Genomic DNA, 19387 nt, shown 5'->3' on the forward strand with positions numbered 1-19387 from the left:
ACGTTAATACATTCCCACTTCTAAAACACTTGCCGCCAAGGTTCTGGTTTTTTCTGCAACATGCCCTATCGAACCAGCGCCCATCACAATCACCACATCGTTGGCTTGCGCCATGTTTAAAATCGCTTCTGGCAACTCGTCCGTCGTTTCTACAAATAGCGGCTCAACTTTGCCTGCAATACGAATTGAGCGAATCAAAGCACGTGTATCCGCCGCCACAATAGGCGCTTCACCTGCCGAATACACTTCGGTGAGTAATGCCACGTCAGTACTTGAAAGTACGCGTACGAAATCTTCAAAGCAATCACGTGTTCGCGTATAACGATGCGGCTGAAATGCCATCACTAATCGGCGGTTTGGGAAAGCGGCGCGTGCAGCGGCTATCACTGCCTGCATCTCAACTGGATGATGCCCATAATCATCAATCAAGGTAAACGCACCGCCACCTTTTACTGCAATTTCTCCGTAGCGCTCAAAACGTCTGCCCACACCTTTAAAGTCCTTTAATGCTTTGATAATCGCTGTATCAGGCACATTCAACTCGCTGGCAATCGCAATCGCCGCGAGTGCGTTAAGTACATAATGATTGCCTGGCAGATTCAGGGTCACATCAAACTCAGTTACCACGCCATTGATGCGTTGCGCGGTAAAATGCATTTTTCCGTCATCAGCACGCACATTAATAGCCCTAACCCGCGCATCCTCACTAAAGCCATAAGTCATCACGGGCTTAGTCACGCGTGGCAGAATCTCGCGAATATTGGCATCGTCGATACAAACCACTGCCATACCCCAAAATGGTAATTGTTGTAAAAATTCTACAAACGCGCTTTTTAACTTATCAAAGCTGTGTTCGTAAGTATCCATGTGATCTTGGTCGATATTGGTCACTACCGCCATGACGGGTGTGAGATGCAAGAACGAAGCATCTGATTCGTCCGCCTCTGCCACGATGTATTCACCTGTACCCAATTTAGCGTTAGCATTGGCTGCTTCTAATTTGCCGCCAATCACAAAAGTTGGGTCCATACCCGCTTCAGCCAAAATACTTGCGATTAAGCTCGTCGTAGTGGTTTTGCCATGTGTACCTGCTACGGCGATACCTTGCCTAAAGCGCATTAACTCAGCTAGCATCAACGCACGTGGCACTACAGGAATATTTTTCGCTCGCGCAGCTTTTACTTCTGGGTTTTCTTCATTCACTGCGCTTGAAACCACGACCACATCCGCATCACCTAGATTTTCTGCCACATGACCTTGATGCACGATTGCGCCGAAACTTTGTAAACGCCTAGTCGTAACGTTACTGGCTAAATCAGAGCCTGAAACTTTGAAATCTAGGTTAATCAGCACTTCTGCAATGCCGCTCATACCAGAGCCGCCGATACCAACAAAATGTATGTTTTTAACTTTATGTTTCATGTTTTTGCGCTAAAGCGCTACCTCCATACAAATTTTCGCTACACTTGCGGTCGCTTCTGGTTTGCCTAATGCACGTGCTTTAATCGCCATATCTAGGCATTTTTCGCGGCTTAAATCTTTTAACAACGCCACTACTTTTGGTACTGTAAACTCTGGTTGCGGCAGCAAAATCGCAGCACCCGCATCAGATAAATATTTTGCGTTAGAAGTTTGGTGGTCATCCACAGCATGTGGAAATGGCACAAGCACACTCGCCACGCCCGCGGCAGAAAGCTCTGCAACTGTCAGCGCTCCCGCACGACAAATCACCACATCAGCCCACGCATACATATCAGCCATATTATTAATAAAAGCTTTCGCACCGGCGCTTACGCCAGCGGCCAGATAATTGGCTTGTAGCGTTGCAATATGCTTTTCACCGGCTTGATGCACGACTTGCGGACGATTTTCAATGTTAATTTCAGCAAGTGCTTTTGGTATGACTTCATTCAAAGCTTGCGCACCCAAACTGCCACCTACAACTAGCATGCGTAAAGCACCAGTATTTGTTCTATTTTCAGGTGCGGCTATTTGAGTAATATCTGCGCGTACAGGGTTACCCACTAATTGTGCCTTGTTAGCAAATGCACTCGGGAATGCAGCCAAAACACGCGTTGCAAATTTTGCTAATACTTTATTGGTTAAGCCAGCAACAGAGTTTTGTTCATGTATCACTAGCGGTTTGCCTAACAATTTCGCCATTAGCCCACCTGGAAATGCAGCAAAGCCACCCATACCCAACACCACGTTTGGCTGATGTTGACGTATAGCAGTAACGCTTTGCGTAAAAGCTTTGGCTAGTTTGACTGGAAGCAGCACCCAACCCATTAAACCGTTGCCGCGCACGCCACGCATGGTAATCATGGCTTTTTCGTAGCCTTTATTTTCAATCAAACGATTTTCCATGCCGCCTTCTGTGCAAAGCCACACGATTTTCCAACCTAGATTTTTCAAATGGTCAGCCACAGCCATTGCAGGGTAAACATGACCACCCGTGCCGCCTGCCATCACCATTAACGTTTTCACCGGTGCATTCATGCTGGCAGGCCTTTTTGCAAGCGACGGTTCTCGAAATCAATTCTGAGCATAATCGCCATAGCGATACTGTTAGCCAATATGCCGCTACCGCCAAATGACAAGAGTGGTAAAGTTAAACCCTTAGTTGGCAACAGCCCCATATTTACACCCATATTAATGATGCCTTGCACGCCTATCCAAACGCCTATACCTTGCGACAACAACGCGGCGAAATAACGTTCATTGGCGATTGATTCTTTGGCGATACCAAATGAGCGAATGACTATCCATGAGAACAATCCAATTACACCTAACACACCAACAAAACCCAATTCTTCTGCAATCACCGCTAATAAAAAGTCGGTATGTGCTTCTGGTAAATAAAGCAATTTTTCTACGCTGGCGCCTAAACCTACTCCAAACCACTCACCGCGGCCAAATGCAATCAGCGCGTGTGAAAGTTGGTAGCCTTTTCCATATGGGTCAGCCCATGGATCCATAAAGCCAATCACTCGTTCCAAACGGTACGGCGAACTCCAAATCAAAAAGACAAACCCGACGACCAGCAATACCAGCAAGCCTGCAAAAATACGTCCGTTAATACCACCCAACCATAAAATAGAAATTGAGATGGCAGCGATGACCGCAAATGCACCGAAGTCTGGCTCACGTAACAGCAAGCCTCCTACCACTAACATCACCATTAACATTGGGAAGAAACCGTGTCTAAAACTATCCATCACAGCTGCTTTGCGCACGGTGTAGTCAGCAACATACATGGCTGCAAACAGTTTCATAAACTCAGATGGTTGAGGGTTAATCACAAACAAACGCAACCAACGACGACTACCGCCTGCCTTTAAGCCTATGCCAGGGATTAGCACCAAGACCAGCAATGCCAAACCAATCAAAAATAGATAGGGCGCCATTTTTTGCCACCAAGTAATGGGCACGTTAAATGCCACAAATGCCGCACTGAGTGCCACTACCATAAATATCGCCTGATGCACTAAATAGTAACTACTGTTATAACCAACGCCTTTGTCGGCTTCGGCAATGGCAATGGAGGCTGAGTACACCATCACTAACCCAATGCCTAGCAAGCAAAGTACAACCCACAGTAAACCTTGATCGTAGCTTGGGGAGTTAATACGTTCGCGATTGAGCATGGCAGCAATCATGCTTGCTCCTTAAAGCTGGTTTTTAATGCAGTCACCGCCGCCACAAACACTTCTGCGCGATGCACGTAGTTTTTAAACATATCAAAACTTGCGCAAGCAGGTGACAGCAATACTGCCTCATCTGCTTTAGCTAATTTTTTTGCAATATTTACCGCTTCAGGCAAATCAATCGCTTGATAAAGCGGAATATTGGTTGGTATTAACACCGCCTCAATCAACGGGGCATCGCGACCAATCAACACCACTGCACTTGCGTTCTCTGCTACCGCAGCAGCAAGCGGCGTAAAGTCTTGACCTTTACCATCACCGCCAACGATTAACACTACTTTTTGCGCTAAACCATTAAGTGCCGCGCAAGTGGCACCGACGTTAGTACCTTTTGAATCATCGTAATAATCTACGTCATCAATATTGGCAACCCATTCAACGCGATGTGGCAAACCTTTAAAGTTGTAAAGTGTTTGAATGATGTGGGCGTAATCAACACCAATGCCGCGGCACAGCGCAACCGCCGCCAAAGCGTTAGCCGCGTTATGCAGACCAACAATTTTCAAATCTTGCAAGTTGATAAGCTCTTTATCGCCTTCGCAAAGCCATGTTTCGCCATCAACTTGTTTTAATCCGTATGAGTTTTCTTCACTGTTATTTCCATTGCCATCGTCCAAACCAAATGTCACCTGAGCTAATTTTGGACGCGCCATCATCATGCTCCACGCGTCATCGCGATTAAGCACTTGCAGCTTGGCATTGTAGAAAATTCGCGCTTTCGCAATTGCGTAATCTTGAAAGCTTGCGTATCTATCCATGTGGTCTTCAGATAGATTGAGCATGGTAGCGGCATCAATTTGTAAGTTACTGGTTGTTTCCAACTGAAAGCTAGAAAGCTCAAGCACATATACATCAGGCGTTTCCATCATTAGCGCCTCTAGCACTGGCAAGCCAATGTTGCCAGCTACGATGGTTTTCAAACCAGCTGCTTTACACATTTCACCGACCAAAGTCGTGACTGTTGTTTTGCCATTCGCGCCAGTAATGGCAATCACCTTGGCGCTAGCTGGCCGATATTGCGCAAACAATTCAACATCGCCCACAACACTCACGCCGCGTTGAATAGCCGCTTGAATTTCAGGCTCGCTTAAAGGCACACCTGGGCTGGCAACAATTAAGTCAACATTAGCAAAACTAGCCGCTTTAAACGCGCCAGTGTGAATAGTTACTTGTGGCAGCTCAGTCTTTAAAACATCCAAACCTGGAGGATTTTCACGCGTATCGGCCACAGACAACAGTGCACCCTGCGCGGCGAGCCAGCGCAAGGAAGATAGACCCGTTTCACCAAGGCCTAGCACTAATACTTTTTTGTCTTTTAAGGCGATTTTCATATTGATGTATTTAATAAGCTACCTATTTATCTCAATTTCAAACTAGCTAAACCAATCAACACCAACATCATGCTGATAATCCAAAAGCGCACGACGACTTGTGTTTCTTTCCAGCCTTTTTCTTCGTAGTGGTGGTGCAATGGCGCCATTAAGAAAATGCGTCGTCCGACGCCAAATCTCCTTTTGGTGTATTTGAAATACATCACTTGCGCGGCTACCGAGAACGTTTCCACCACAAACACGCCACCCATAATGAATAAGATGACTTCTTGACGCACAATCACTGCAACAATACCTAACGCCGCACCAAGTGCCAGCGCACCTACGTCACCCATAAATACCTCAGCTGGGTAGGCGTTAAACCATAAGAAACCAAGACCAGCACCAGCCATGGCGGCACAAAACACCATTAACTCACCTGCACCAGCAACATAAGGAACACCTAAGTATTTTGAAAAGTACAAATGCCCTGCAACGTATGCAAAAATGCCCAATGCCGCCGCTACCATAACGGTTGGCAGAATAGCCAAGCCATCTAAACCATCGGTTAAATTCACGGCATTGCTGCTACCCACAACGACTAAATAGGTCAGCACGATAAAGCCTACTGCGCTTAAAGGCAGCACTAAGTGCTTAAAGAATGGAACGATAAGTGTAGTTTCCACAGGTGTTGTAGAGGTTTTGTATAAAAATACTGCGACAGCGATGCCAATCAAACTTTGCCAAAAGAACTTCGCTTTTGCAGATAAACCTTTTGGGTTTTTGTAAACCACTTTGCGGTAATCATCCACCCAACCCACTGCGCCAAAGCCTAGTGTTGTCGCTAAAACAACCCATATAAAACGATTGCTTAAATCTGCCCAGAGAATGGTAGAGATTGCAATTGCAACCAGTATCAAGGCACCGCCCATGGTTGGGGTTCCAGTTTTAATAAGGTGTGTTTGCGGGCCATCATCACGCACCGCCTGACCGACCTTGTACTCAGTCAATTTGCGTATCATGCTTGGACCAACAATGAATGAAATCGCTAAAGCAGTCAGCGTGGCTAATACAGCACGCAAAGTGATGTAATTAAATACATGAAACCCGCGAATATCATGTGACAACCACTGCGCTAATGTCAGTAACATTTAGTGCTCCTCTCCATTTTTTGTGCTTATGTTTTCTCTACTTAAACTTTTTAAGTCTTTTGCTTTGATGACGATTTCATCGACCACACGCTCCATCGCCATAAAGCGCGAGCCTTTCACCAACACATTCACGCCCTGTTTCATCTGCTTAACTAAATCAGCGCTTAAAGCTTGAGGCGTTGAGTAGTGTCTTGCACCTTCCCCAAAATCTTTTGCGGTTTCCACACTCATTTCGCCCAAAAGATACAAGGCATTCAGACCACTTGCTTTTGCGTAAGCGCCTATTTCTGCGTGCATTTCTGCCGCGTTATCTCCCAGCTCACCCATATCGCCAAGTACCAATATTTTTTCACCAGGCATCGCGACCAATACATCAATCGCCACCTTCATCGACATCGGGTTTGCGTTATAGGTATCGTCGATGACCAAAGCACCGTTTAATCCTGATTTTTGCTGTAAGCGGCCTTTTACACCTGCGTAATTCTCAAGCCCTGTTGCAATCGCTTTAAGTGTCGCACCCATCGCCAGCGCCGCAGAGCTTGCCGCGAGCGTATTCATTACGTTGTGCAAACCTGGGGTTGGTAAAATTACTTTTACATCACCTAGTGGCGTTGTGATTTCAATATCACTTGCACTCGCATGCAGCTGGTATTGAGCAGTCACATCCGCATTATTTTTTAGCCCAAAAGTCATGGTTTTGCGCTGTCCAGCCAAGCTCAGCCATAGCGGAGCAAACACATCATCGGCATTAATCACCGCCGTGCCATCCGCTGCCAAACCTTCAAGTATTTCACCTTTTGCTCGCGCAATCGCTTCAAATGAACCAAGCTCACCAATATGCGCATTGCCAGCGTTATTAATTAACGCGACTGTTGGCTTGCCAATTTTAGATAAATAGCTGATTTCGCCAGTATGGTTCATACCCATTTCAGCCACAGCATAACGATGCTGAGCATTCAACTTAAGCAAAGTAAGTGGCAAACCAATGTGGTTATTTAAGTTACCCACGGTGGCTAATACTTCATCGGACTGTTTGCAGTCAGCTCTTAAGATTGAAGCCAGCATTTCCTTTACAGTTGTTTTACCGTTACTACCCGTTACCGCCGCGAGTGGTATGCTAAATTTACTGCGCCAATATGCAGCTAATTCGCCCAACGATTTGCATGTATCTTCGACTAATATGGCAGGCTGCACATTCAAGTTTTTATCTGAAATTAATACAGCAGCCGCGCCCTGAGCAATGGCTTGCGCAGCAAAGCTATGTCCATCAAAGTTATCACCCTTCAAGGCAACAAATAGCTGACCTTTGGTCACATTACGACTATCTGTACCCACACTTGTGAACACCAAGTCTGTGCCTAATATTGTAGATTGCATGGCTTTTGCAGCTTCGGATAGCAACATCATCTTGCAACTCCGTTTCTGGATTTAGCTTGATACTGCTTTAGTGCAGCTTGAGCAATCAACGCATCATCAAACGGCAGCTTAACTCCTGAAATTTCCTGATAGTTTTCATGACCCTTACCAGCCACCAAAACAATATCCTCTGCATTTGCACCCAAAATCGCCGCGTTTATTGCATTAGCACGGTCACTATCGATCACATAGCCAGCCTTCATCTCGCTGACAACGGCAGCAATAATGGTCGCTGGATTTTCACTACGTGGATTATCTGAAGTTACATACACTTGATCTGCAAGCTTGCTGGCAATGTTACCCATTAGCGGGCGCTTACCTGCATCACGGTCGCCTCCACAGCCAAATACGCAGATTAATTTGGCAGAATTTTCGGCTAAATCGATTTGCTCTTTTAATGTGCTTAATACTTTTTCTAAGGCATCTGGTGTGTGTGCATAATCAATCACGACCAAAGGCAATGCTCCACCACCAAATTGTTGCATGCGTCCGAGTACAGGTTTAATGTTTGCAATAGCGTCTAACGCATCAGGCAAACTCACCTCAAGTGCCAATAATGTTGTCAGCACCGCCAACACGTTATATGCGTTAAACCTACCAAGTACTGGCGCGCTAAACAAAGCAGAACCTTGCGGCGTACTTACTTGCATAGTCAAACCTGCATCATGCAATTTCAACTCACTGCCTTGCACATCTGCACTTGTTAAACCGTATGTTAAATAGGGTTTAGCTTGCGCCTTTAGCGTGTTTGTTAATGACTGGCCAAACGCATCATCGATATTGATGATTGCCGTACTTAAACCTTCCCAAGCAAATAGTTTCTGCTTGGCAGCGGCATAAGCCTCTATGGTTTCGTGATAATCCAAATGGTCCCGGCTCAAATTTGTAAGTACTGCAACATCAAACGACACGCCATTCACGCGCCCTTGATCTAAGCCGTGCGATGAAACTTCCATCGCAACCGCATCAGCTTGTTGCTCAACATAATCGGCCAACATCGCTTGCAGCAATATCGCATCTGGCGTGGTATTAGCTGCCTCAGTTTGAGCACCTAAAAAACCATTCCCTATCGTACCAAGCACCGCTGTTTTCTTGCCTAACAAGGTCAAACATTGAGCAAGCCATTGGCTCACCGAAGTTTTACCATTCGTGCCAGTTACACCTACCATGGTTAATTTGCTTGATGGATTTTGATAAAACTCTGCAGCAATCCGGCCTACATGCTGCTTTAAATCTTGCACAGCTAGGTTGCTTACTTGACTACTCCATGCGTCATTCCAAGCATAACCAACTTGTTCCCAAATCACGGCCGAAGCGCCAGCTTGTATGGCTTGAGCAATATATTGGCGACCATCATTATGTAAGCCCGGATACGCCAAAAATAGCGAACCAGCTTGCACTTTTCTGCTATCTGCAGTGATAGAAGTGAATGATTGATTGAATGAAGAGAGAATACTCATATACCCTCCTTCACATCTTCAGCATTACTTTCAAGCACCACATTATTATCAGGCGCGTCTTGCGGCACCGAAAACAATCGCAAAGTATCTGCCATAATCGTACTGAACACAGGTGCAGCCACTGTACCGCCGTAATAAGCACCATTATTTGGCTCGTCTATCATTACCGCAATAATAAAGCGCGGATTAGAGGCCGGAGCCAATCCTACAAATGAAGCAACGTATTTACTCTCTTCATAACCACGCACGCCCGGCTTGTGCGCAGTACCTGTTTTGCCACCGACCCGATAACCCAGCACTTGCGCCTTTACCGCGGTACCACCTGGTTGCACAACCAATTCCAGCATATCTTTTACACTATTTGCTGTAGCCGCAGAAAATACTTGTTGGCCGATTGGCGTTTCAGTAATTTTAAGTAGTGACACTGGGCGCAACTCGCCCTCATTAGCAAATACGGTGTAAAGCCTAGCCAGTTGCAACAAAGTTAAGCTAATACCATGACCAAAAGACATGGTTGCCATTTCAATAGGGCGCCAACTTTTATATGCGCGCAATCTGCCAGTAGCCTCACCTGGAAAGCCAACACCTTCGACATGTCCTAAGCCTAACTCGTTGTAGACATTCCACATATATTGCTTATCTAGCGTGAGTGCGATTTTAGAAGCACCTACGTTAGAGGACTTCTGTATTACTTGCGCAACCGTTAATATTCCTTGTGGATGAGAATCATGAATAGTGGCAGGTCCAATAGATAAGCTACCTGGTGAAGTTTGAATTTTGGTTTCTGACGTATATTGACCTGACTCAAGCGCCGCAGCCGCAGTCACTGGTTTTAATGTTGAACCTGGCTCAAAAATATCAACTATCGCGCGATTACGAGTTTTACCCTTAATATTGACAGGATTGTTCGGGTTATAAGTTGGCACATTCGCCATTGCCAACACTTCTCCTGTTTTAGCGTCCAACACTATTGCCGCGCCAGCCGCTGCCTTATGAGCCTCTACAGCTTTGACCAATTCACGATAGGCAATATATTGAATTCTAAGATCTAACGCCAAGGAAATGTCACGACCATCTTGCGGTACTTTGACAGCCTGCAAATCTTCGATGATATGTCCAGATCTATCTTTAATGACGCGACGACTACCATCCACGCCAGACAGCGGGCCATTCATCGCTAACTCATAGCCCTCCAACCCTCTATCACCCGTACCCTTATCGCCTGGGCCAGTAAAACCGACCATATGTGCAGTGACATCCCCAGCTGGATAATAACGCTTGTATTCACGTTGCAACTCAACACCAGGAATACCAAGTTTCATTACCTTTGCCGCCAATTCGGGAGAAATGCGGCGTTTTAGATACACGAACTCACGCTCATCATTGGCTAACTTTTTCTTAACATCATCAACCTTTAAATTTAACAATGCTGCGATTTGTTTTGTTTGAGCGGCATTAATCACAACATCGGGTGGGCTAGCCCAAACGGATTCTACTGGCGTGCTGATAGCCAGCAGCTCACCATGTCTATCCGTTATTTTCCCGCGCTGAGAAGTTAAAATAAGGTTGCGGCTGTAGCGCGCATCGCCTTTGTCTTGCAAGAATTTTTTATGAATACTTTGTAAGTAAACGCCACGTCCTAACAGGGCCAAAAAACCTAACAACACTGCGATGAGCAACAGGCGACGACGCCACGCTGGCAATTTCACCACAAAAGGCGCAGGAATTGATGACCGAGTGAATGGGCGAAAAGCCATTATGGCGTACCCTTACTTGGCTGGCTTGATTGGGGGGCTGGCTCAACTAAAGTTGGCTGTACTGGAGTTGGCGGTACAGCAGCCGCTTGCCGGTCTGCTGCTGAAATCACTTGCACCCGTTTAGCATCTGGCACCTGCATTTGCATTTTTTGCGAGGCAATTTGCTCAATGCGCGAATGCATAGCCCAAGTACTTTGTTCGAGCTGCAACTGACCATATTCTTGCTCAGTTTGTTTTGCGGTTTGGTTTACCCGCTCTAATTCAATATAAAGATTACGCGCTTTGTGCTGTGAATTTACTAGCCCTAAAGCTGAAAACATCAACGCAAAAAACAAAATGAGATTTAGACGCGTCATGCTACGTGCGTTCTTTCAGCCACACGCAATACCGCGCTTCTTGAGCGCGGATTCGCTTTCACTTCTTTAGCACTTGGCTTAATTGTTTTGCCCACACTCTGTAATTTTGGTTGCGGTAAATCTGCCGCACGCACTGGAAAGTTAGCAGGTAAATCATCGCGATTCGCTTGGTCGCGAATAAACTGCTTCACAATACGATCTTCTAGCGAGTGAAAACTAATCACAGCTAATCGACCTTGTGGCGCCAACAATGCCAAACATTGCGGCATCGTTAGCGATAACTCCTCAAGCTCTTGATTGACGAAAATCCGTAAAGCTTGAAATGTACGCGTGGCGGGGTTCTGCCCAGGCTCAAACCGCGTGACTGCCCCTGCCACGATCTTGGCAAGTTGCCCTGTAGTGGTGATGGCGCGCCCGTCATTGCGCTCCGCAATAATCGCCCTTGCAATCTGCTTAGCAAACCGTTCTTCACCATAATTCTTTATAACCTCCCCTAAATGCTGCTCCGTTGTATTGGCTAGAAAATCTGCCGCTGTTTGCCCACTACTTTGATCCATGCGCATATCCAGCGGCGCATCGTACCTAAAACTAAAACCTCGGCTTGCATCATCGATTTGCGGTGATGAAATACCTAGATCCAGCAAAATACCGTCTACTTTTGAAATACCCATTTCGCTCAACTCGGCCTGTATACCCGCAAAATGGCTATGCACCATGCTAAAACGTGAATCTGTAATTTCTTTACTTGATTCAATCGCCTTCAAATCACGATCAAACGCAATCAAACGACCTTTTTCGCCAAGTTGTTCTAATATTTTTCTAGAATGTCCGCCGCGACCAAATGTGCCGTCCACATAAACGCCATCCGCTTTAATAGCAAGCGCTTGCACAGCTTCTTCAAGCAGTACCGTAATGTGGGAATTTTGATTTGTTAAGTCAGACACTTCTGTTTGCTGCTTTTCTAAATTTAAAGCGCCTTTTGCAGACGCTTTTTTTGGTGACGTTTCTTTTAAAGTCAGGGAGGCTTTGTTGGGCGCGCTGTTCACGCCCTTAATCACAGAGAGAAGCCCTCGAGTTCTGATGGCATAGAGAAGTTGTCGTCTTGCATTACTTGCGCCAGTTGCGCGCGCCAAGCTTCCATATTCCACAATTCAAAGTGACTGCCTTGGCCTACCAACATCACTTCTTTATCCAACCCTGCAAAGTCACGCAATACAGGTGACACCAACATACGACCAGCGCTATCCATAGCCACATCTTCAGCATACCCAACCAACAAACGCTGCAAAGCACTTGATTGCTTGTCGAAGGATGACAACGCCATCATCTTGGCCTGAATCGGTTCCCAAGCAGGCTGCGGATACAACAACAAGCAACGATGTGGATGCGCGGTCAACACCAAATCACCAGCACATTGAAGCTGCAAAGCCTCTCTGTGCTTAGTTGGCACTGCTAATCTGCCTTTAGCATCCAAACTTAATGATGTCGCGCCGCGAAACATGTTTAAATAATTAACCTAAATTGGTCGCCACAAAATATGGCAAAAAATATGATAAAAAAAGTGAGGAATTTCTAACCGCCCTTAGCCTCAGTTAAAAATTAGGTTTAAGTAGAAATCTCCACAAAAACCCACTTTTCCCCACTAAGATGAACTATAGATAAAAAAATAGGGCAATGCAAGCCCTTTTTTACTATTTTTTCTTTATATCTCAATGACTTAGCGCATTTTCATGCTAAATATAATATCGTTATAAATTAAGCACATACGAAATTAAGTGAATGTAGATTATCAGAACAATGATGAAAGCGATTGAATTGTAATTGGCAGGGTTTAAAAGATAAAAAATACAGAGGCTGTTTAATTATCACCTTAAAAAGGTAAGCTGAATTTGAAACAAAGACCGTAAAGGTCTTCCCCTATTTACTACCAGTGCTTGGCATCACCACCAATCTAAAGCTACTGAAGCAGCAAGATTGGTGCGATAAGCCACTAAAGTGGCAAGTAAAGAGTGAAAAGAAGCTGGCCGATAAGCCGGGTTCTGTAGGCCTTATTGCTAAGGCTGACAGTCATTCATCTAGGCGGACAATTACTTGCTCGCTCAAGCAACCTACCCGCTAGCAGCGCGAGCCACGCCTTATTACCCCAAGGATCAACCTCAGAGTAAAGTGCTAGCCTATTTGGTCTTGCTGCGAATGGAGGTTACCGCGTTTCACCGTAACTAAATACGCTCGTCTCTGTGGCCCTATTCCGCGCCTTATACTTGGTTACCCAAGCTTTCAACGTACGGCCGTTAGCCGTCATCCCGCTCTGTGCAGCCCGGACTTTCCTCCCCTCACTTACGTGAGCGGCGACTGTCTAGCCAGCTTCAATATGCATTTTAACACGTCACAAGATGCAATCCTTAAACAATCTAGAGCAGTTATAATGCACCAATCAAATAACTACTATAGTTAATCATGCCTCTAGAAAAAGTCGGACAACTTCATGCTTCATGGCAAGCAGTGATTGGTGAGGAATTCGATAAACCTTATATGCAAGCTTTGCGGGCTTTTTTAAAACAAGAAAAAGCAAACGGAAAAATCACATTTCCACCTAGTCCATTGATTTTTAATGCATTTAATCACACTCCTTTTGATAAAGTGCGAGTGGTCATTATTGGACAAGACCCATACCACGGCCTAGATAAAGAACAACCTCAAGCCCACGGCTTAAGCTTTTCAGTGCCTGAAGGTGTGGCTTTACCACCTTCACTGAAGAATATTTTTAAAGAAATTGAAGCAGACATAGGCGTAAAAATGAGTAACAAAGGAGACCTGACACCTTGGGCGAATCAAGGTGTATTGCTACTCAACGCAACACTAACCGTTGAAATGGCCAATGCAGGCTCACACCAAAAACGTGGCTGGGAAACCTTTACTGATGCCACAATTGCCGCTTTAAATGCACAAAGAGAGGGTTTAGTGTTTGTGTTATGGGGCAGCTATGCGCAGAAAAAAGGGGAAATAATAGATGCCAAAAAACATTTGGTACTTAAATCACCCCACCCCTCGCCTTTATCCGCGCACCGCGGATTCTTTGGCAACCATCAATTCTCAAAGATTAACGATTACTTAAGCAAACATGGGCAAAGCCCGATTGAGTGGCAGCTTTAAACCACAGATAAAACTTGCCACTTAATTATTAAGCACCCTATCCGTCATTACCGCGCGAGGCGGGGTCTAGGTAGCGCGAGTAGTCACAATCTATCAATCAATAATCAATCATCACCGCCATCAAAACTGGATTCCCGCCTTCGCGAGAATGACGAACGAGAGATTTTTGCATTAAACCACCAACCATGAAAACTCAACGCTGTTTTTGACTTTAAGTCCCCTGCTACCGCGCCTGTTCTACTTAGTTTCATGGGAGCTTTCGGCAAGCGGCTGTTTGAGCGTAGCGAGTTTCCGATTGCCGCCCATGAAGCTAAGTAGAATAGGAATCAAGCGGTAGGGGGTAGCCTTTTCTTTGGTTACTTTCTTTTGGCTAAGCAAAAGAAAGTAACTCGTGTGTTGCGCGAAAGCAACCTATTACAATACTCGTCAAGATAACGACAATAACGATGACCGCCAACATAGAGCTAACAGGTACTATACGGCTTTGTCGCGCAGCCACCCAAGGGAGTGAGCGCTAGGTTAGCCATATCACCTCAGAAAACACACAAGTCTTCTGAGAATTATCAACGCCATGCCTGGAAGTAGCAAGCAAAATAGGACTGACCAAACGTAATCGAACACAACGTTAAACAGAAGGTATTTATTTTGATGTACAGAGTTTAGCGCAAAGGTTGAAACAGCAGCCAAGGGTGCAATAGCAACGACCGAAAGCAGCGTACGCATGGCTACAGCATGTGAGGATGTAAGAAACGCAGCTGGGGTTAGGCACAGTAAAAAATGTAAGCACCAGCAAAAATTGGGGTGGGCAAGATTTCAGTCCATCTCGGAAGATAAACAACTTTAGACCAAAGAAAAATCTCAGACCACAAAAACATTACTATGATCAGCGGAGCTAGACTCAAAGCCAAAACTAGCTGATTGCGTGAGATGCTCATATAGCTAACTCGCCTTTACTCGCCACTTATTGATTAGCTCAACTTCCAATTAAGGTCTTGCCCCGCCCTCAATGGTACCAACACATCAGCCCCATCAAACGGCAAACTTTCTGGCACTTTCCAACGTTCTTTCACCAAAGCAATCTGCGCTTTATTCCGCGGCAAACCATAAAAATCCGCGCCATAAAAACTCGCAAATCCTTCCAGCTTATCTAAAGCCCCCGCCGCCTCAAACGCCTCCGCATAAAGCTCAATCGCCGTATGTGCTGTATACATACCCGCACATCCGCAAGCTGCTTCTTTTGTATGCTTAGCATGCGGTGCGCTATCTGTACCTAAAAAGAATTTAGGGCTGCCAGAAGTTGCGGCCTTTACCAATGCCACACGATGCTCTTCGCGTTTTAAAATTGGTAAACAGTAATGATGCGGCTGTATGCCGCCTTTAAACATGTCGTTTCGGTTCATTAATAAATGATGTGCGGTAATCGTCGCGGCGACATTGCTTAGCGCACTCATCACAAAGTCTGCCGCGTCTTTTGTGGTGATATGCTCAAATACTATTTTTAACGCGGGGTATTTTTTTAGTAGCGGAATCATATGGCGCTCAATGAATACGCGCTCCCTATCAAATACATCCACATCGGCATCGGTGACTTCCGCATGCGTTAGAAGCGGCATGCCTAGCTTTTCCATCGCTTCTAATGCACTGGCGCATTTATCTAAACTTGTCACGCCTGAGTCACTATTGGTGGTGGCACCTGCTGGGTAAAGCTTTACACCGTGAATAATGCCACTGGTTTTTGCTTTGACTATTTCTTCCGCCGTGGTGTTGTCTGTCAAATACAAAGTCATCAGCGGCTCAAACTCCGCGCCTGCGGGTAGCGCATCTACAATACGCTGGCGATAAGCCGCGGCTAACTCAGTATTGGTCACAGGCGGGCGTAGATTTGGCATAACAATGGCGCGAGCAAATTGGCGAGCCGTATCTGGCAACACAGCTTTCAAAGCAGCTCCATCGCGTAAATGTAAGTGCCAGTCGTCTGGGCGCGTGATTTTAATTGAAGTCGTGGTAAGTGAGTTTGAAATAGTCATATTTAAGAGCTTAACCAATTAATTAATTTAAGTATTTTCTTTTAGCTTTAATGCAAATTCGTACAACACATTTTTCTTTTCATGCGTGATTTCAGTGGCTAATTTTACCGCCTGTTTAAGCGGTAAATCGGCAAGTAACAACTTCAATACTCTGACCGTTTCTTCTGGAATCTCTTCTGATTCTTTGACCGCAGCGGCTTCTACCAACAATACAAATTCGCCACGCTGTTGATTGGTATCGGCCTGCAGCCAAGCGCTGGCATCACCCGCCGCACAAGTGTAAAACGTTTCAAAAGTCTTAGTGAGCTCACGGGCGAAGGTCAAACGGCGTTCATTGCCAAGCACATTTGCCAAGTCTTCCACACACTCAACAATGCGGTGGGGCGCTTCGTAGAAGACCAAAGTCACCGTTTGCGATTTTAAACTTTCCAATACTTTACGGCGCGCTGCACCGCTGGCGGGTAAAAAACCATGAAAGTGAAAGCCATTTTGCGTAATGCCAGAAGCTGACAATGCCGCAATGACTGCACTCGCCCCTGGAATCGGCACCACTTTAACGCCTGCCTGACGCACTAGATTCACCACCACCGCACCGGGGTCGCTAATGCCAGGCGTGCCAGCATCTGTGACTAAGGCAATATTTTCACCCGCCTTAAGTTGTGTGAGTAACTTCTCTGCCGACTGATGTTCATTATGTTCATGCACAGCGATAAGTTTTTTGCTAATGCCAAAATGCGATAGCAAGCCCGAGGTATGGCGCGTATCCTCAGCCGCAATCGCATCTACCGTTTTAAGTGTTTCTAAGCCGCGAATGGTCATATCGCCCAAATTGCCGATGGGCGTTGCAACCACATATAATGTACCTACTAATGTAACCGCGCTCATGCAGACCAGCCATTTAATTTAAAATCGTTCATACTAGAAGTTTACAGCTTTAGCCAATATCTCGCCTATGAAATTAAGCAAAAACAACGCAGGACTTGAAGCAGAAAAGTTAGCTGCAACTTTTTTGGTGAATCACGGCCTTAAATTGGTGACGCAGAACTATCATTGTAAATACGGCGAAATTGATTTGATTATGAAAGACGTCAAAACCTTGGTATTTATTGAGGTTAGGTTAAGATCAAACAGCCAGTTTGGCAGCGCTGGTGCTAGCATTACATCTCAGAAGCAGCAAAAGCTCATTTTGACTGCACAGCATTATTTACAGCAATATGGCGAGTGCCAATGCCGATTTGACGCCATTTTAATGAATAAAGCCGATGCTAGCCATATTGAATGGGTTCGTAATGCATTCGACGCATAATAAGCGTATCATTCGCGAAAAATGCTGCTTAAAAGGGCTTAAGTAAAAAAATATCAAAGCTTAAAAATATAAGTTAAAAATTAACCTAGGGGTTAACTAAAGCAATTATCTAAAGCGGTTTCTAAAATATCGTTAAGGAGCAATCTATGAAGTCAAACATGAACAAACAATATATCCTAAAATTTGTCCTTTCTGCAGCACTCATTTCCCAAATCACCGCATGCGTACCTGTTATCGTGGGTGGAGCCGCAGCGACTGGCGCAATAGCCGCCGATAGACGCACTTCTGGCTTTTATGTGGAAGATCAAAATATAGAACTTAAAGCCATTAAGAAAATGGAAACGAACTTGGGCGAGTACGCGCATGTGAACGTCACCAGCTACAACCGCAATGTGCTACTTACTGGGGAAGTACCAGTAGCGGAGTCTAAGTCTAAAGCTGAAAGCTTGGTAAAAGAAATCGCTAACGTAAGCTCCATCACCAATGAAATTACTGTTGGGCCAAAATCAACTATTGGTTCACGTAGCAACGATAGCTATATCACCTCAAAAGTCAAAGCACAGTTTGTGACAGAAAATAAATTCCCCGCTAACTATGTAAAAGTAGTCACCGAAAATAGCGTGGTTTACTTATTAGGTATCGTCACAAATCAAGAAGCCGCAGACGCAGTAGAGGTCGCCCGCAACACTGAGGGAGTCACTAAAGTGGTTAAAGTATTCGAATACATGCCATAAATTTAGAGTGTCCACGCTTAAAGCTTCTCACAAGCTTAAAGCGTGGATCTTAGTTGAAAATGCTATAATATGCGGCAAAAATAGTACAGGACAGCTCTGGAATACAGCTAACTAATTGGTAGAATACAAATGACAACACAACCCACAATGACACAAGTAAGCGGCGAAATTATCATCGAAGGTAACACGCGTGCAGGCAAACCTTTTCGCCCTAGCGATTGGGTGGATCGTATGTGTAGTACTTATGCTACGTTCGGTGAAGACCGCAAACTAAAATACTCGCCTTATTTGAAACCAAAAGTGGTAAATGGTGTACGTTGCCTAGCGGTGGACTTGAAGCTTAAAACAGTAAATCCTGCAGGTTATGCACAATTGATGCACTTTGCTGATGAAAATCAGCTTAATGTTTTAGACGCTGAAGGCAATAGCATCGCGGTGCCACACTAGCTAAATACGATGGTATTTACAAAATACCGCTTATTTAGCTACGCCAATGATTTTTTCAATATATTGTTTGGTAATTAAGCCACGTTTAATTTTAACCAATTCACCTTTTGGATTATAAATAAACGTGGTGGGCAATACATCTGCCGTTCCAATTTGTGCAGCAATCCCATCATCACCTAGAACAATCGGATACGACATCAACATATCATCCACATAATCCACTACTTCTTTAGTGCTTTTATAGTCAAAAGCAATACCTATTATCATTAAATCTTTATTTTTGCGATGATCATAAAGATTGACCAAATCTGGCACCTCTTCTAAACAGGGCGGACACCAAGTCGCCCAGTAGTTTATAAGCACCCATTTACCTTTGTAAGCAGCCAGTTTGTGGTTAACGCCAGCGGTGTCTTTTAGCTCCATAGAAGCAAGTGTGTTCTCCGCGGCTACCACCTGCGAATTAGTTGTAATCAACAGTAAAAATGAAAGGCTAAGTAAAAGTTGGCGCATTGAAGAGTTTTCTAAAAAGCTAGGATTGAAATCAAATAAACTACCATTCAGCG

General features: G+C 45.1%; 19 protein-coding genes and 1 other RNA gene. 4 read left to right on the top strand and 16 right to left on the bottom strand.

Features of this window, described 5'->3' with window-relative positions; genetic code table 11:
• Positions 1–3: 3 nt before the first annotated feature.
• The 12 genes from murC to rnpB form a co-directional block, all read right to left on the bottom strand.
• The gene (gene murC, locus PSV17_RS10275) at positions 4–1422 is read right to left on the bottom strand and encodes a UDP-N-acetylmuramate--L-alanine ligase (protein WP_300482256.1); all 1419 of its coding nucleotides are present in this window, start codon (positions 1420–1422) and stop codon (positions 4–6) included.
• 9 nt (positions 1423–1431) lie between these two features.
• Positions 1432–2499, bottom strand: coding sequence for an undecaprenyldiphospho-muramoylpentapeptide beta-N-acetylglucosaminyltransferase (gene murG / locus PSV17_RS10280; protein WP_300482258.1), 1068 nt, complete (start codon positions 2497–2499; stop codon positions 1432–1434).
• The gene (gene ftsW / locus PSV17_RS10285) at positions 2496–3659 is read right to left on the bottom strand and encodes a putative lipid II flippase FtsW (protein WP_300482260.1); all 1164 of its coding nucleotides are present in this window, start codon (positions 3657–3659) and stop codon (positions 2496–2498) included. Before ftsW ends, murG begins: the two co-directional genes overlap by 4 nt.
• Entirely contained in the window at positions 3656–5038 is a 1383-nt protein-coding gene (gene murD / locus PSV17_RS10290) for a UDP-N-acetylmuramoyl-L-alanine--D-glutamate ligase (RefSeq protein ID WP_300482263.1), read from the bottom strand. Before murD ends, ftsW begins: the two co-directional genes overlap by 4 nt.
• Before the next feature lie 26 nt (positions 5039–5064).
• Positions 5065–6168 carry a phospho-N-acetylmuramoyl-pentapeptide-transferase gene (mraY, locus tag PSV17_RS10295; RefSeq protein WP_300482265.1) on the bottom strand — a complete coding sequence of 368 codons (1104 nt, stop codon included), beginning with the start codon at positions 6166–6168 and terminating at the stop codon, positions 5065–5067.
• Positions 6169–7575, bottom strand: coding sequence for a UDP-N-acetylmuramoyl-tripeptide--D-alanyl-D-alanine ligase (gene murF, locus PSV17_RS10300; RefSeq protein WP_300482267.1), 1407 nt, complete (start codon positions 7573–7575; stop codon positions 6169–6171).
• Entirely contained in the window at positions 7572–9044 is a 1473-nt protein-coding gene (locus PSV17_RS10305) for a UDP-N-acetylmuramoyl-L-alanyl-D-glutamate--2,6-diaminopimelate ligase (protein ID WP_300482269.1), read from the bottom strand. The genes murF and PSV17_RS10305 overlap by 4 nt, the downstream gene beginning before the upstream one ends.
• Positions 9041–10801, bottom strand: a complete 1761-nt coding sequence (locus PSV17_RS10310; protein WP_300482271.1) for a penicillin-binding protein 2 — start codon at positions 10799–10801, stop codon at positions 9041–9043. Before PSV17_RS10310 ends, PSV17_RS10305 begins: the two co-directional genes overlap by 4 nt.
• Positions 10801–11157, bottom strand: coding sequence for a cell division protein FtsL (gene ftsL, locus PSV17_RS10315; RefSeq protein ID WP_300482274.1), 357 nt, complete (start codon positions 11155–11157; stop codon positions 10801–10803). Before ftsL ends, PSV17_RS10310 begins: the two co-directional genes overlap by 1 nt.
• A complete protein-coding gene (rsmH, locus tag PSV17_RS10320; RefSeq protein ID WP_300482330.1) occupies positions 11154–12101 on the bottom strand; it encodes a 16S rRNA (cytosine(1402)-N(4))-methyltransferase RsmH in 948 nt (315 codons plus the stop codon). Before rsmH ends, ftsL begins: the two co-directional genes overlap by 4 nt.
• A gap of 110 nt (positions 12102–12211) precedes the next feature.
• A complete protein-coding gene (gene mraZ, locus PSV17_RS10325; RefSeq protein WP_300387077.1) occupies positions 12212–12658 on the bottom strand; it encodes a division/cell wall cluster transcriptional repressor MraZ in 447 nt (148 codons plus the stop codon).
• A 511-nt stretch (positions 12659–13169) separates the two neighbouring features.
• An RNA gene (gene rnpB, locus PSV17_RS10330) (RNase P RNA component class A) lies at positions 13170–13525 on the bottom strand.
• Positions 13526–13614: 89 nt separating this feature from the next.
• Between rnpB and ung the strand changes: the two genes are divergently transcribed.
• The gene (gene ung, locus PSV17_RS10335; protein WP_300482277.1) at positions 13615–14310 is read left to right on the top strand and encodes a uracil-DNA glycosylase; all 696 of its coding nucleotides are present in this window, start codon (positions 13615–13617) and stop codon (positions 14308–14310) included.
• Between the two features lie 104 nt (positions 14311–14414).
• On the opposite strand, the gene PSV17_RS10340 is transcribed toward ung, so the two are convergent.
• The 3 genes from PSV17_RS10340 to rsmI all read right to left on the bottom strand — a co-directional run bounded on the left by PSV17_RS10340 (position 14415) and on the right by rsmI (position 17222).
• Positions 14415–14561, bottom strand: a complete 147-nt coding sequence (locus PSV17_RS10340; RefSeq protein WP_300482278.1) for a hypothetical protein — start codon at positions 14559–14561, stop codon at positions 14415–14417.
• A gap of 717 nt (positions 14562–15278) precedes the next feature.
• The gene (gene pyrC / locus PSV17_RS10345) at positions 15279–16337 is read right to left on the bottom strand and encodes a dihydroorotase (protein ID WP_300482279.1); all 1059 of its coding nucleotides are present in this window, start codon (positions 16335–16337) and stop codon (positions 15279–15281) included.
• A 27-nt stretch (positions 16338–16364) separates the two neighbouring features.
• On the bottom strand, positions 16365–17222 hold the full coding sequence (rsmI, locus tag PSV17_RS10350; RefSeq protein ID WP_300482281.1) for a 16S rRNA (cytidine(1402)-2'-O)-methyltransferase: 858 nt from the start codon (positions 17220–17222) through the stop codon (positions 16365–16367).
• A gap of 67 nt (positions 17223–17289) precedes the next feature.
• On the opposite strand from rsmI, the gene PSV17_RS10355 reads away from it, so the two are divergent.
• From PSV17_RS10355 to PSV17_RS10365, 3 genes are all read left to right on the top strand, one after another.
• Positions 17290–17643, top strand: a complete 354-nt coding sequence (locus PSV17_RS10355) for a YraN family protein (protein ID WP_300482284.1) — start codon at positions 17290–17292, stop codon at positions 17641–17643.
• A gap of 146 nt (positions 17644–17789) precedes the next feature.
• Entirely contained in the window at positions 17790–18377 is a 588-nt protein-coding gene (locus tag PSV17_RS10360) for a BON domain-containing protein (RefSeq protein WP_300482287.1), read from the top strand.
• Between the two features lie 129 nt (positions 18378–18506).
• Positions 18507–18824, top strand: a complete 318-nt coding sequence (locus PSV17_RS10365; RefSeq protein ID WP_300387094.1) for a DUF3579 domain-containing protein — start codon at positions 18507–18509, stop codon at positions 18822–18824.
• A 30-nt stretch (positions 18825–18854) separates the two neighbouring features.
• On the opposite strand, the gene PSV17_RS10370 is transcribed toward PSV17_RS10365, so the two are convergent.
• Complete coding sequence (locus tag PSV17_RS10370) at positions 18855–19334, bottom strand: TlpA disulfide reductase family protein (RefSeq protein WP_300482289.1); 480 nt, start codon at positions 19332–19334, stop codon at positions 18855–18857.
• Positions 19335–19387: the final 53 nt, after the last annotated feature.

The organism is Methylotenera sp., from assembly GCF_029946165.1.
Taxonomy (GTDB): Bacteria; Pseudomonadota; Gammaproteobacteria; order Burkholderiales; family Methylophilaceae; genus Methylotenera.

Excerpts from the sequence above, each read along its gene's own strand:
- murG (WP_300482258.1), bottom strand. The coding sequence starts at position 2,499 with ATGAATGCACCGGTGAAAACGTTAATGGTGATGGCAGGCGGCACGGGT.
- PSV17_RS10310 (WP_300482271.1), bottom strand. The coding sequence starts at position 10,801 with ATGGCTTTTCGCCCATTCACTCGGTCATCAATTCCTGCGCCTTTTGTG.
- PSV17_RS10340 (WP_300482278.1), bottom strand. The coding sequence starts at position 14,561 with ATGAAACTAAGTAGAACAGGCGCGGTAGCAGGGGACTTAAAGTCAAAA.
- ung (WP_300482277.1), top strand. The coding sequence starts at position 13,615 with ATGCCTCTAGAAAAAGTCGGACAACTTCATGCTTCATGGCAAGCAGTG.
- rsmI (WP_300482281.1), bottom strand. The coding sequence starts at position 17,222 with ATGAGCGCGGTTACATTAGTAGGTACATTATATGTGGTTGCAACGCCC.
- PSV17_RS10355 (WP_300482284.1), top strand. The coding sequence starts at position 17,290 with ATGAAATTAAGCAAAAACAACGCAGGACTTGAAGCAGAAAAGTTAGCT.
- PSV17_RS10370 (WP_300482289.1), bottom strand. The coding sequence starts at position 19,334 with ATGCGCCAACTTTTACTTAGCCTTTCATTTTTACTGTTGATTACAACT.
- ftsL (WP_300482274.1), bottom strand. The coding sequence starts at position 11,157 with ATGACGCGTCTAAATCTCATTTTGTTTTTTGCGTTGATGTTTTCAGCT.
- mraY (WP_300482265.1), bottom strand. The coding sequence starts at position 6,168 with ATGTTACTGACATTAGCGCAGTGGTTGTCACATGATATTCGCGGGTTT.
- pyrC (WP_300482279.1), bottom strand. The coding sequence starts at position 16,337 with ATGACTATTTCAAACTCACTTACCACGACTTCAATTAAAATCACGCGC.
- murD (WP_300482263.1), bottom strand. The coding sequence starts at position 5,038 with ATGAAAATCGCCTTAAAAGACAAAAAAGTATTAGTGCTAGGCCTTGGT.
- mraZ (WP_300387077.1), bottom strand. The coding sequence starts at position 12,658 with ATGTTTCGCGGCGCGACATCATTAAGTTTGGATGCTAAAGGCAGATTA.
- ftsW (WP_300482260.1), bottom strand. The coding sequence starts at position 3,659 with ATGATTGCTGCCATGCTCAATCGCGAACGTATTAACTCCCCAAGCTAC.
- murF (WP_300482267.1), bottom strand. The coding sequence starts at position 7,575 with ATGATGTTGCTATCCGAAGCTGCAAAAGCCATGCAATCTACAATATTA.
- PSV17_RS10305 (WP_300482269.1), bottom strand. The coding sequence starts at position 9,044 with ATGAGTATTCTCTCTTCATTCAATCAATCATTCACTTCTATCACTGCA.
- PSV17_RS10360 (WP_300482287.1), top strand. The coding sequence starts at position 17,790 with ATGAAGTCAAACATGAACAAACAATATATCCTAAAATTTGTCCTTTCT.
- murC (WP_300482256.1), bottom strand. The coding sequence starts at position 1,422 with ATGAAACATAAAGTTAAAAACATACATTTTGTTGGTATCGGCGGCTCT.
- PSV17_RS10365 (WP_300387094.1), top strand. The coding sequence starts at position 18,507 with ATGACAACACAACCCACAATGACACAAGTAAGCGGCGAAATTATCATC.